This window comes from Rhizobium bangladeshense (genome assembly GCF_017357245.1).
Lineage (GTDB): Bacteria > Pseudomonadota > Alphaproteobacteria > Rhizobiales > Rhizobiaceae > Rhizobium > Rhizobium bangladeshense.
This window is the reverse complement of record NZ_CP071612.1, coordinates 2,100,971-2,113,539: the sequence shown is the minus strand read 5'-3', so window position 1 is coordinate 2,113,539 and position 12,569 is coordinate 2,100,971. Positions and strand designations below refer to the sequence as shown.

12 protein-coding genes are annotated in these 12,569 nt (G+C 60.9%); 3 read left to right on the top strand and 9 right to left on the bottom strand.

Annotation, left to right across the window (positions count from 1 at the left end; translation table 11 throughout):
- Positions 1–3: 3 nt before the first annotated feature.
- Genes J2J98_RS10340 through J2J98_RS10320 form a run of 5 tightly spaced genes read right to left on the bottom strand, consistent with a single transcriptional unit; the run spans position 4 to position 5,149 of the window.
- Positions 4–747, bottom strand: a complete 744-nt coding sequence (locus J2J98_RS10340) for an ABC transporter ATP-binding protein (RefSeq protein WP_207603026.1) — start codon at positions 745–747, stop codon at positions 4–6.
- Positions 744–1,589 carry an ABC transporter ATP-binding protein gene (locus tag J2J98_RS10335; protein WP_207603025.1) on the bottom strand — a complete coding sequence of 282 codons (846 nt, stop codon included), beginning with the start codon at positions 1,587–1,589 and terminating at the stop codon, positions 744–746. Before J2J98_RS10335 ends, J2J98_RS10340 begins: the two co-directional genes overlap by 4 nt.
- 16 nt (positions 1,590–1,605) lie before the next feature.
- Positions 1,606–2,508, bottom strand: a complete 903-nt coding sequence (locus J2J98_RS10330) for an ABC transporter permease (RefSeq protein ID WP_207603024.1) — start codon at positions 2,506–2,508, stop codon at positions 1,606–1,608.
- Positions 2,505–3,533, bottom strand: a complete 1,029-nt coding sequence (locus J2J98_RS10325) for an ABC transporter permease (RefSeq protein ID WP_207603023.1) — start codon at positions 3,531–3,533, stop codon at positions 2,505–2,507. The genes J2J98_RS10330 and J2J98_RS10325 overlap by 4 nt, the downstream gene beginning before the upstream one ends.
- A gap of 20 nt (positions 3,534–3,553) precedes the next feature.
- Positions 3,554–5,149: an ABC transporter substrate-binding protein gene (locus tag J2J98_RS10320; protein WP_207603022.1), complete on the bottom strand. Its 1,596-nt coding sequence runs from the start codon at positions 5,147–5,149 to the stop codon at positions 3,554–3,556.
- Between the two features lie 132 nt (positions 5,150–5,281).
- On the opposite strand from J2J98_RS10320, the gene J2J98_RS10315 reads away from it, so the two are divergent.
- The 3 genes from J2J98_RS10315 (at position 5,282) to kdgD (ending at position 7,994) form a co-directional block, all read left to right on the top strand.
- Positions 5,282–5,992 (top strand): FadR/GntR family transcriptional regulator, encoded by a 711-nt coding sequence (locus J2J98_RS10315; protein ID WP_207603021.1) that lies wholly within the window; start codon positions 5,282–5,284, stop codon positions 5,990–5,992.
- A gap of 64 nt (positions 5,993–6,056) precedes the next feature.
- Positions 6,057–7,031 carry a mannonate dehydratase gene (locus tag J2J98_RS10310; RefSeq protein WP_207603020.1) on the top strand — a complete coding sequence of 325 codons (975 nt, stop codon included), beginning with the start codon at positions 6,057–6,059 and terminating at the stop codon, positions 7,029–7,031.
- Positions 7,032–7,067: 36 nt separating this feature from the next.
- Positions 7,068–7,994, top strand: coding sequence for a 5-dehydro-4-deoxyglucarate dehydratase (gene kdgD / locus J2J98_RS10305; protein WP_138394185.1), 927 nt, complete (start codon positions 7,068–7,070; stop codon positions 7,992–7,994).
- A 159-nt stretch (positions 7,995–8,153) separates the two neighbouring features.
- On the opposite strand, the gene J2J98_RS10300 is transcribed toward kdgD, so the two are convergent.
- The 4 genes from J2J98_RS10300 to J2J98_RS10285 all read right to left on the bottom strand — a co-directional run bounded on the left by J2J98_RS10300 (position 8,154) and on the right by J2J98_RS10285 (position 12,416).
- A complete protein-coding gene (locus J2J98_RS10300) occupies positions 8,154–9,209 on the bottom strand; it encodes an ABC transporter ATP-binding protein (protein ID WP_425504997.1) in 1,056 nt (351 codons plus the stop codon).
- A gap of 41 nt (positions 9,210–9,250) precedes the next feature.
- Complete coding sequence (locus J2J98_RS10295) at positions 9,251–10,099, bottom strand: carbohydrate ABC transporter permease (protein ID WP_064712815.1); 849 nt, start codon at positions 10,097–10,099, stop codon at positions 9,251–9,253.
- Positions 10,092–11,030, bottom strand: a complete 939-nt coding sequence (locus J2J98_RS10290) for a carbohydrate ABC transporter permease (RefSeq protein WP_138394183.1) — start codon at positions 11,028–11,030, stop codon at positions 10,092–10,094. The genes J2J98_RS10295 and J2J98_RS10290 overlap by 8 nt, the downstream gene beginning before the upstream one ends.
- An 81-nt stretch (positions 11,031–11,111) precedes the next feature.
- Entirely contained in the window at positions 11,112–12,416 is a 1,305-nt protein-coding gene (locus J2J98_RS10285) for an ABC transporter substrate-binding protein (protein ID WP_064712816.1), read from the bottom strand.
- Positions 12,417–12,569 lie beyond the last annotated feature (153 nt).

The following is a 12,569-nucleotide window of genomic DNA, read 5'->3' as shown; positions in this document are numbered from 1 at the left end:
CGGTCAGGCTTCCATGAAGCTCGCCTCGAACAACTCGCGCGCATAGGCGTCATGCGTGGTGCCGGCCTGCAGATCCTCTTTCGTGAGTTCGTCGACGAAGCGCCCGTCCTTCATGATCAGTACCCGGTCGCACATATGAGCTATCACTGCGAGATCGTGGCTGACAAGCAGATAGGTCAGTCCCTTCTCCTCGCGCTGGTCGGCAAGCAGGTTGAGGATTTCGGCCTGGACGGAGACGTCGAGCGCCGATGTCGGCTCGTCGAGCAGCAGGATGGGCGGTGACAGGATCAGCGCCCGGGCGATCGCCACGCGCTGGCGCTGGCCGCCGGAAAGCTCGTGCGGGAAACGGTTTGCGAAGCTTGCCGGCAGGCCTACCTGGATCAACGCCCTCTCGACCTTCGACCAGATGTCGGAGTGACGCATGGCGCGTAACGGCTCGGCGAGCGCCGTGCCGATGCGATGTCGAGGATGCAGCGATCCGTATGGATCCTGAAACACCATCTGGGCTGACGTCAGCTCCTCGCGAGAGCGCTTCTTGCCGATCGGCTTTCCACGAAGCTCGATCTGACCGGTCCAATCGGCCTCCATACCGGCGAGGCAACGCAGCACCGTCGACTTGCCGCAGCCGGATTCGCCGACAATGCCGAGCGTCTCGCCCTGCCCCACCTGAAAACTGATGCCCCTGACGACATGGTTCCTGTTCTTGCCGGAGGAAAAGACGACATCGAGATCACGGACATCGATCATTGCGCCGCCTCCAGATCGAGTTTCGCCCGGTCGAGAACCGCAAGCCTGCGAACCGGATTCTTGGGGTCGGGCAGCGCCGAGATCAGCCCGCGTGTATAGGGATGACGGGCCTCTTCGAGGCTGGTCAGCGTTTCGACGATGCGGCCGGCATACATGACGATGATGCGTTCGCAGAATGCAGCCACCATACGAATGTCGTGGCTGATCAGCAGCAGACCCGAATTGTTCTCGCGCACCAGTTCATCAAGCAGCAGCAGCACGTCCTTTCGCACACTGACATCGAGAGCCGAGGTCGGTTCGTCAGCGATGACGAGCTTCGGCCGCGCCAGCAGCATCATGGCGATCATCACGCGCTGGCCCATGCCCCCCGATATCTGATGGGGATAAAGCGCCATCACCCGATCAGGATCGGTGATGCGCACGCGCTCCAGCATGGAGCGGGCCGCATCCTGCGCCGGCTTGCCGCGCAGGCTGAGGTGAAGGCGGGCGGCCTCGGCGATCTGCTTGCCGATCGACAGCACCGGATTCAACGAATAGCGGGGATCCTGCATGATCAGCGCGATGTCCTTGCCGCGCAGCGCGCCCATCTGACGTTCGGTCTTTGCAAGCAGCGAACTGCCGGCAAGGTCCAGGCGCTCGGCCGAGACCACTGCGGCCGGTGGCAGGAGGCGCATGATAGCGCGCCCGGTCGTCGATTTACCGGAACCGGATTCGCCGACAATGCCGACACGTTCCCGCCCGACGTCGAAACTGACATTGGAGACGGCGGGCACAGCGCCTTGCCCGAAACGGACGCTCAAGTCCTTGACGGAAAGGACCGGCTGCCGATCCCGATCTTGCATGTCACGATCTTTCATTTCACGATCTGGCATGGCGGGGATCCAGAATGTCGCGCAGAGCATCTCCGGCGATGTTGAAGGCAAGGCTGCTAAGCAGGATGGCAATACCCGGCATGACGGCGACCCACCAGTAATCGAGCATGAACTTGCGGCCGTTGGAAATCATCGCGCCCCATTCCGGCGCCGGCGGCTGGGCGCCGAGGCCGAGGAAGCCGAGCGAGGCCGCCGTCAGGATGATGCCCGCCATGTTGAGGGTCAGACGGACGATGACCGACGGAATGCACATCGGTGCGATGTAAAGAAGCAGGATGCGGATCGGCGAAGCGCCGTAAAGGCGGGCGGCGACCACGTAATCGGCGTTTCTGACGACAAGCGCTTCCGCGCGTGCCAACCTTGCGATCGGCGGCCATGCCGTGAGCGAGATGGCGATGATCGCCGTGCCGAGGCCGGCGCCGAGGGCGGCGGCAAAGGCAAGCGCCAGGATCAGCGACGGGAAGGACAGCACGATATCGGTGGCGCGCATCAGGAAAGCATCGGTATTGCCGCCGAAGAACCCGGCGACGACGCCGATCAGCAATCCGATCGGACCGACGATCAATGATACCGACAGCACCGTCTGGATGGTGATGCGCGTGCCGAAGATCAGGCGGCTCAAAATATCCCGGCCGAACTCGTCCGTGCCGGCGAGATGGGCAAGGCTCGGCGGCTGCAGGGCATCGCCGAGCGACTGGATAGTCGGATCGTAAGGGGCCAGGAGCGGCGCGAAAATGGCGACCACGCAAAGGAGACCGAGAATAACGAAGCCGGCAAGGCCAAGCGGCTCGTCGGCCAGTTTTCGGCCGGCGCGCCCGAACGAAGCGGCAACGCGGCTCGGCATGCTTGGCGGACGGATCCGGATCTCGCTGTGGACGGCGTCACTCATCGGACCGCCTCCCGCATGCGCGGATCGAGCAAGGCGTAAGCGACGTCGGCCAGGAAATTCAGGAACATGAAGATGAATCCCACGATGATGGTGGCAGCGACGATGGCGTTCATATCGCCGATCATCAGCGCGTTCGTCATATATTGGCCGATGCCCGGCCAGGAGAAAACGATCTCGGTGACGACAGCGCCTTCGAGCAGCCCGCCATAGGAAATTGCGAGAATGGTGATGAGCTGCACCGCGATATTCGGCAGGACATGGCGCAGGATCGTGCCGGCCGGGCTGACACCCTTGGCACGCGCCGCGATGACATAATCCTGGCTCAGCTGCTCGAGCGTGAAGCTGCGGGTCATGCGGGCGATGTAGGCCATCGCCGCATAGGCGAGGATGATGGCGGGAAGAATGATATGGCCGAGCGCATTCCAGAAGATTTCCGTCTCGCCCTGCAGGAGGCTGTCGACCAGCAGCAGGCCTGTCTGCGGGGTGACGAGTCCCTCGTAGAAGACATCGACCCTGCCCGGTCCGCCGACCCAGTTCAGGCCGGCATAGAAGATGACAAGCCCGACGATGCCGAACCAGAAGACCGGGATCGAATGGCCGACGAGCGCGACAACACGTGCGATCTTGTCGATCAGGCTGTCGCGAAACAGTGCTGCGACCAGCCCGAGCGGAACGCCGACGAAGGTGGAAATGATCACCGCCAGCGTCGCAAGTTCGAATGTCGCGGGAAAGGCCTGAGCGAGATCCGAAGAAACGGGATTGCCGGTGAGCACAGCCGTGCCGAAATCACCATGCGCCAGCCCGTTCAGATAAAGGAAGAACTGCTGATAGATCGGCAGATCAAGCCCAAGACGCATCCGCATCGCCGCATAGGCGGCGGGATCGGCGAGTTCGCCGACGATTGCGCCGACGGGATCCGTGGGCAGGACGCGGCCGATCACGAAGGTCACACATAAGAGGATGAAAAGGCTGACGAGCAGATGCGCCAGGCGTCGGCCAAATTCGGCTACAGAGAGTTCCTTCATGATCGGCTGCCTCGGGAGTATTACTGGGCTTCAGACTTCGTGACGCTCTCGAGACGCGTCAGCTGGGTCGGATGCCCCACATATCCTTGCACCTTGCTCGACAGCACAATCGGCTCGAAACGCTCGAACATCGGCAGCACCGCCGGCTTCTGTTCCACGAACAACTTCTGCATCTCGACATAGAGCTCGCCGCGCTTCTTGGCGTCCGGCTCCATGGATGCCTTGGCCGTCAGAGCCGTCAGCTCCGGGATGTCCCAGGCCGAGCGCCAGACGAAGTTGCCGGCATTGTTGGCTTCTTTCGAGTTGTCGGGATTGGACGAGAACTGCTCCATCGAGCCGAGCACGTTCGGCATATAGGCGCTGGTCTGCGGGATCAGCAGATCGAAATCCCTGGCGCGATGGGCGGCGATGATTTCCGAGCCGTTGCCCTGCTGGATGTCGATCTTGATGCCGACCTGGGCGAGCGACGCCTGGATCGCCGTGGCAAGGTCGATGCGCGGCGTCTGCGCGATCGTCTTCAGCGTCAGCGAGAAGCCGTCCTTAAACCCTGCTTCGGCCAACAGCTGCTTGGACTTTTCGACATCGAGATGCCAGTCGGGGTTCGGGATCGCAGCTTCGAAATTCTCCGGAACCGGAACGTTTCTCGCCCGCCCGTATGGACCCATGATCGTCTTCTCGATGCCCTTATAGTCGATGCCATAGGCAATGGCCTCGCGAACCTTCGGATTGGACAGGTACTGGTTGCCGGCATTCATCGACAGCACGTAGAAGCCTCCTGTCGGAATGCGCTGGATCGTAAAGCCCTGCTTGTCCTTGAAGGTCGCGAGATCGGCTGCGGTCATGGCGCTGGCGACATCGATGTCGCCGCGCTCGAGCATCAGCCTCTCGACCTGGCTTTCCGGAACATGCCGGACGATGACGCGCTTCATCTTCGGAGCGCCGGTGACATAATCCTTGTTGGCGTCGAGAATGACAAGTTCGTTCGGAGACCAGCGGTTCAGGGTGAACGGACCGGAGCCGGCCGAGTGCGTGCGCATCCATGCATTTCCCCAGTCGTTGTCGGAGACATGCTTCTGCACTTCTACGCTGTCGACAATACTGGTGGTCGATGCCGCGAGCCGGTAGAGCAGCATCTCGGCCGTCACCTGGCCGGAAAAGTCGATGCGCACGGTCTTATCGTCGACTGCCGTAACGAGCTTGTCGACATTGTTCTTGTCATAGCCGACGCGCTTGAGGTTCGCCGCAGCAGCCTGGTCGAGCTTCAGAAGCCGCCCAATTGAATAAACGACATCTTTCGCCGTCACCGGATTGCCGGAGGCGAACTTGGCCTGGCGCAGCGTGAAGGTGATGCCCTTGTCGTCAACCTTCCAGCTTTCGGCCAGCTGCGGCACGATCTTGCCATCCGGCGTGCTGTTGACCAGCCGGTCGTAAAGGTTCGACATGATCTCGACGGCCTTGCCCTCGGTCGCCTGATGCGGATCAAGCGACAGGACCTGTGCCAGCGATGTCCCGATCACCAGCTGGTCCTTCGGCGTAGCGGCATAAGAAAGCGGCGCGGCGATCGTCAGAGCGCCGACGAAGGCTCCGACGAACAGGCCCTTAGAAAAATGCTTCATTGTAACTCCTCCCTGGATTACTATGAGAGACATATTATGTCGTCCGTATGTCGTATTATGATTTATCGAAGTCCGGTACGATTTGCAAGACCCGTGCGGAAGACTTGAGGCAAAGGAACTGGGGAAGCGAGAATGACGACACTCGGCCGTGGTCGGCAAAGACTGGCGCAGCAGGTCATCGATCAGTTGCGAGCGCAAATCGAGACAGGGAAATTGCGTGTCGGCGACCAGTTGCCGACCGAGCCGCAGCTGGAATCGACTTTCGGCGTCAGCCGCACCGTCGTGCGCGAGGCGATTGCCGATTTAAGGGCCGCAGGTTTCGTCAGGCCGATCCAGGGCAAAGGTGTCTTCGTCGCCGATCCGAAGATCCATTCGGTCATGTCGCTGACGCCGGTGGAGATCAAAAGCATCCCGGAAACCTTGGAATTGCTGGAGTTTCGCATGGCCGCCGAGGGTGAAGCGGCGGCGATTGCCGCCTATCGCCGCACGGCCGAGCAGGAAGCAGCAATCCGAGAGGCCAACCGCCGAATGGCGCAACTGATCGAGTCGGGACAGCAGACGGTCGAGGCCGACTATGCCTTCCACATGGCGATCGCGGCCGCCACCAACAACCGTTTCTATGTTGACGTGTTGCGCCATTTCGGCCCACGCGCCATTCCCCGCGGGCAGTTTCCGACGCTGCCGGAGGCCAATGACCGCGAGTATCTTCAAAAGGTCCATGCCGAACATGTGGAAATCCTCTCGGCGATCGCCGATCAGGATCCCGACCGCGCCCGCCAGGCGATGCGTGCCCATTTGATGGCCAGCCAGCGACGCTATCGGATGCTGGCCGAACAGCAATAGGGCTCGACACCCTCTAAGATTCATATTATGTCATATGACATCGATGATTTTTGAGAGGTCTCTGATGTATCTTGGAACACAGGTGGCAGCGCGCGACGATGACGACTATCGGATCTTCGCCCAATTGGGCGTGAAGCATATCAGCGCCGATCCGCCGGGAAAGCCGAGCAGTTGGACGCTTGCCGACATCGAACGCCATCGAGACAAGGTCGAAAGCTTCGGCCTGATCCTCGACATGATTCAGCTGCCCCTGCCCTCGCAGCCGATCGAGAAAGCCTCCTATCCGGACATCCTTCTTGCCGGGCCTGACCGCGACCGGCAGATCGATGCGGTCTGCCAGATGATCGAGAATGTCGCGGCGGCCGGCATTCCGGCGGTAAAATACAATCTGAACCTGATCGGCATTCCGCGCACGCCCGACGAACCGGGACGCGGCGGTTCGATGAATGCGAGCTTCCGATGGGACAAGACCGACCAGCAGGCCGCGCCCGGCCTTGCCGGCGTGCTCTCCGAGGACGAAAATTGGGAGCGGATCGATTACTTCCTCGAACGCGTCGTTCCGGTCGCCGCAAGCAATCGCGTCAGGCTCGCCTGCCATCCCCACGATCCCTATACGCCGCCCGGCTATCGCGGCGTCACGCGCGTGCTGGGGACGGTGGAAGGGCTGAAGAAATTCGTGCAGATGCGCGAAAACCCTTATCACGGCCTCAATTTCTGCCAGGGCTCGATCGGCGAGATGCTCGAAAATCCCCGCGAAGAGATCGACGACATCATTCGCTGGTTCGGAGAGCGCAACAAGATCTTCAATGTCCACTTCCGCAACATTCGCGGCGGCAAGCTGTCCTTCATGGAGACTTTCCCCGATGAGGGCGACATGGACATGGCCCGCTCGGCCAGGATCTACAAGGAAGTCGGCTACAAGTACATGTTGATGCCCGACCATGTGCCGACCGTCAGCGGCAGGGACCCGTCCGCCACCGCATTTGCCTTTTGTTACGGCTATATCGCGGCACTTCTGCAAGTGCTCGAGAGCGCCTGAGACGATCGATTTTCAACACCTAAGCAATAGGACGTCATGATGAACCCGATTGAATTGAAAAAGGCCGTCGGCAGCGGTCTGCTGTCGTTTCCGGTGACGCATTTCAACGATGAACTGAAGTTCGACGAAGCGAAGTACCGCCGTCATGTCGAGTGGCTTGCCGGTTACGACGCCGCTGCGCTCTTTGCCGCCGGAGGCACCGGCGAATTCTTCTCCCTCAATCCGAGCGAAATTCCCGCCGTCATCCGGGCTGCCAAGGCCTCGGCCGGCAATACGCCGATCATCTCGGGATCCGGCTACGGCACATCGCTTGCCATCGAGATCGCGAAGGCGGCCGAACGGGCCGGCGCGGACGGATTGCTGCTGTTGCCGCCCTATCTGATGTTTGCCGAGCAGGCCGGCCTCATCGCCCATGTGAAGGCTGTCTGCCAAGCGGTTGGCGTCGGCGTCATCGTCTATAATCGCGACAACGCCATTCTGACGGCCGACAGCATCGCTCGGCTTGCCGAGGAATGCCCCAACCTGATCGGCTTCAAGGACGGCGTCGGCGATGTAGACAAGGTCATCGAGATCACCACGCGGCTCGGCGACCGTCTCGTCTATGTCGGCGGGATGCCGACCCATGAGGTCTATGCCCAGGCCTATTTCGCCGCCGGCGTTACCACCTATTCCTCTGCGGTCTTCAACTTCGTCCCCGCACTGGCCCAGCGCTTCTATGGCGCCCTGCGCAGCGGCGATCAGCCGACCGTCGACGAAATACTGAAAAGCTTCTTCTTCCCCTTCGTCGCCCTGCGCAATCGCAAACGGGGCTATGCCGTCTCCATCATCAAGGCCGGGCTTCGTGTCCTAGGCCAGAACCCCGGCCCCGTTCGTCCGCCTCTGACGGATCTCACGCCGGAAGAGCTGGCACTGCTGGAGAAGATCGTCCAGGCCAACGGCGTCGAACGGATTGCGGCCGAATAATGGGCGGAGATGTTCGCGCCAGTCGGTTGCCCCTCACCCTAACCTTGCCGGGGTCGTGCCACTGGTCTCGACCCCGGCAGGTGGCGGCAACCGTATGAGGGCATGCGCCAGGTTCATATATCTAGCCGGAGAGCAGCGCCCTTACGCCGAGGCTCCGGCTTATAGCGCCACACCAGTTCCGCGGTCGAAAACATGCACCTGGTCGCTGGCGATGCTCGCTTCAAAGACGGAGCCGTAACGGGCGGGATATTCGCCATCGACGATCGCCGTCACCTGTTGTCCGGCAAGGTCGAAGACCACATGGGTCTGGGCGCCTGTGGGTTCCACCAGCATCGTGCGGCCGGCAAGCGGCGTGCCGGCTGATATGCCGGGAATGAGATGCTCCGGGCGCAGGCCGATGGTGATGGCCTGGCCGCGCCTGACCTTCCGGTCGGGCGCGATGCGGATCGCCGTGCCGTCGTCGAGACGGGCGGCCGGTTCGCCGTTTTCGCCATCCACCGTGCCTTCGAGCATGTTCATCGCCGGTGAGCCGATGAAGGCGGCGACGAAGAGATTGGCGGGTTTCTTATAGAGTTCGAGCGGTGTCCCCGCCTGCTCCACCCTGCCCTGGTTGAGCACGACGATGCGGTCGGCAAGGGTCATCGCCTCGATCTGGTCGTGGGTGACATAGATCGAAGTTGTCCTGACCTTCTGGTGCAGTGTCTTGATTTCCGAGCGCATCTGCACGCGCAGCTTGGCGTCGAGGTTGGACAAGGGCTCGTCGAACAGGAAGACGGCCGGGTTGCGCACGATGGCGCGGCCCATTGCGACACGCTGGCGCTGGCCGCCGGAAAGCTGGGCCGGCTTGCGGTCTAGCAGCTTGGCGAGATCGAGCATGCGGGCGGCTTCGGCGACACGGGCTTCGATCTGAGGTTTGGCGACGCCGGCGAGCTTCAAATTGAAGCCCATGTTTTCGGCCACCGTCATATGCGGATAGAGCGCGTAGGACTGGAAGACCATGGCAATGTTGCGCTCGCGCGGCGTCATACCGTTGACGACTTTGCCGCCGATGGCAATCTCGCCGTCAGTGATCTCCTCAAGGCCGGCGATCATCCGCAGCAGCGTCGATTTTCCGCAGCCGGACGGGCCGACCAGCGCGACGAATTCGCCATCGTCGATCGCAAGCGAGATGTCGTGGATGACGTCGACCGCGCCGTAGGCCTTGCTCACATCCATCAATTCAACGGATGCCATGGTTGCACCTCCAATGGTTCAGCTCAGGACTTCACGGCGCCGGCCGTCAAGCCGGCGATGATGTGCCTCTGGGCGACGAAAAAGACGATGATCGTGGGAAGGATAGTCAGCGTGATGAAGGCGAGCACCAGCTGCCATTCCGTCCCGAATTCGCCGCGATAAACCATGATGCCGAGCGGCCAAGGGTATTTGGATTCCGAGTTCAGCATGATGAGCGGAAGGATGTAGCTGTTCCAGCTGCCGACGAAGGAGATGATGCTGACGGTGGCAACGATCGGACGCGATAGCGGCAGCGAGATGTGCCAGAAGAACCTGAGATAACCGCAGCCGTCAACGAAGGCCGCCTGGAACAACTCCTCCGGGAGATTGCGGAAATAGTTCCTAAACAAAAGGATGCTCATGCCAAGGCCGAAGGCCACCTGCGGCAACACCACGCCCCAGTAGGTATTCAACAGCCCGAGATCACGAATGCGGATGAAGAGCGGCAGGATCGCGGTCGCCGCCGGAAACATCAGCCCGAGCAGGAAATAGTTGAGCAGGAAGGACGAGCCGAAGAAACGGACATGGGCAAAGGCGAAGGCCGCCATGGACGAGACGATCAGCGTCAGCAGAACGGTCAGCGCTGCGATGACAAGCGAATTGCCGATCTGCATCCAGTAGCGCTCGCCAAAGAGGATGTCGGTATAGTTCGCCCATTGCCAATCCGTCGGCAGGCCGAAGGGATTGGTGCGCAGGTCACCCAGTGTCTTGAAGCCGCCGAGCGCCGTCGTCAGCAGCGGCACCAGTACGATCGCAGCGATCAGGCTCAGCGACACGTAGAGATAGATACGCGTTGACGTGCTCATGCGGATGGAAGAGCTCATATCAGTCATGGCGCATGAAAATCCTTTTGTAACCGAAGGCGAGCGTCACGCAGATGATGAAGAGCACCACGCCGACGGCGCTGCCCAGGCCCACCTGCATGCGCATGACGCCATAGGTATAGAGGAAGGTGACCATCGTCTGGGTGGAGTTGGACGGGCCGCCGCCGGTCAGCGGCATGATCATGTCGAAGAGCTGCAGCGAGCCTACGACGGCGAAGAAGATGGAGAGACGCAAGGTGGAACCGAGCAGCGGCAAGGTGACGTAACGGAACTTCTGCCAGCCGGTGGCGCCGTCGATTTCGGCCGCCTCCAGCACGTTCTTATCGACCGATTGCAGGCCGGCGATGAACAGCATCATGTGAAAGCCGAAATACTTCCAGACGACGACGCCAAGCACGGCGTAAATCGCCACATCCTTGTCTGCGAGCACGTAAGGATTGGCGAAACCGAAGAAGTTGGAAACGGCGGCGAACAGACCGTAATCACCATCATAGACGAAACGCCAGATAAGGCCTGCGGCAACATCGGCCAGTACATAGGGCAAGAAGAAGATCAGGCGGAATCCGACAACGCCGGGAATGCGGTGGGCGAGCATGGTGGCAAGCCAGATGGCCAGGGGTACCTGGATGCAGATCGAGATGACGATGATCAGGCCGTTATTGATGAGCGCCTGGGTGAAGGCCGCATTGCGGAACAGAACCTGGAAATTGCGCAGGCCGATGAACTCGCTCGGCGTGCCGTAGCCATTCCACTTGTAGAGGCTGTACCAGGCCGCCTCACCCATCGGCAAGATGACGAAGAGCGTGAAAAGCAGCAGCGCCGGGGGCAGGAAGAGCAAAAGCACGGCTAACCGATCGTGGGCGACCGAACTTCTCCTGTTTGACGCTCTTATTGCCGGCCTCGCGGCTGATGTCATCGTTGGGACTGAAATATTGGCCATGGTTCCTGCTTTCGCATCTCATCGGCAGCAATGCTGGCGCCCCGCTTTGACGGAGCGCCAGGGAGGGTCCGCAGGCGCTGGTTACTGTTCCAGCTCAAAAGCGTCCTGGATCATCTGGGCGCCGTCCTTGGAGTTCATCTGGCCGGAGACAATCTCCACCGACACATCGTTTACGACACGGCCGACTGCCGCGCCGAGATCCTGGTCGAAGAAATTCTGATGCCAGGTCGAGCCCGCAAGCTGCTTTGCCGATTCGGCAAGCAGCGGGCTCGTGACGCCGTCACCGGCGCCGACGGCAACGGGTAGGAGCATACCGGCTTTCGCCATCGCCCGCTCGTTCTCTGCATTCGTCAGGAACGCAAGGAAATCGATCGCTTCCTTGGAGGCCTTCTTGGTGACGGCCCAGCCGTTCAGGCCGCCGAGCGTATCTGTCGCCTGGCCGGCGCCGCCCTCGACCGTCGGGAATGCGAAACGCCCGATATTGTCAGTCGCGAGCCCCTTGCCGTCGCCGGCATTCTTGCGTTGGTTGGCCTCGGTATTTTCAAAGCCGAGGATCATCGCGGCCTTGCCGTCGCCGAAAACGCCGAGCGTCTGCGGCCAGGTAGCGCCGAGATAGCCGGGCTGGAAAGGCTCGAGTTTGCCGAGTTCGGCGAGGTCATCGCCAGCCTTGATGATCGCGGGATCAAGGAAACCTTCGCCTTCGCCGTTCTTGGCCGCTTCGAAGACCTTCTGGCCGCCCTCGCGCATGACGAGATAGCTCCAGTAGAAGTGGATCGGCCACTTGTCGCCGCCGCCGCCGGCAATCGGGACAATTCCCGCCTCCTTGATCTTCTTTACCGCCTCAAGAAAATCAGCCCAGCTCTTGATCTCCTCGGCCTTCACGCCGGCCTTGGCGAAGAGCTCCTTGTTGTAGAAGAAGCTGACCAATCCGACCTTGTAAGGAATAGCCCAGGTCTTGCCGTCGAAGGTCAGGCCGCTGACTGATGAAGGCGTGTAGGCGTTGCGCAGCTTGCCGCCATCGGCGTCGAGTGCCGCCGTCACGTCCTGAAGCGCGCCCGTCTCGGCCTGTTGCTTCAAGACGCCGCCGCCCCAGCTGTAAAAGAAATCCGGTACGTCGTCGGACTGCAGCAGCGTGGGAAGCTTGGCCTTGAATGCCTCGTTTTCGAGGAACTGCATCTGGATGTCGACGTCTGGATGCTGAGCTTCGTATTTCTTGACGATGTCTTCCCAAGCCGCGACGAATTTCGGGTCGAGCTCGAGGTGTAGCCACTTCACCACGGTTGTTGCCGAGGCAGCGCCAGCTCCCAGGAGCAACATGCCGGCTGCTGCGGCCATGGATGCGAAGCGCCTGCCGCCGAAAATGGCGCCCTTGTTTGCAAAGTTCATGATTTCCTCCCTGGGGACTTTCCTCACAATTTTTCCCCAATGCGGATTAATTCACCGGAGCTTTCGCCCGATGTCAACCCAATTGCCTCTATTTTTGTCAAATGCGCTTGACAGCGGCACAGGATTGCCAGTTATTTATTTCGTAACCCGTTA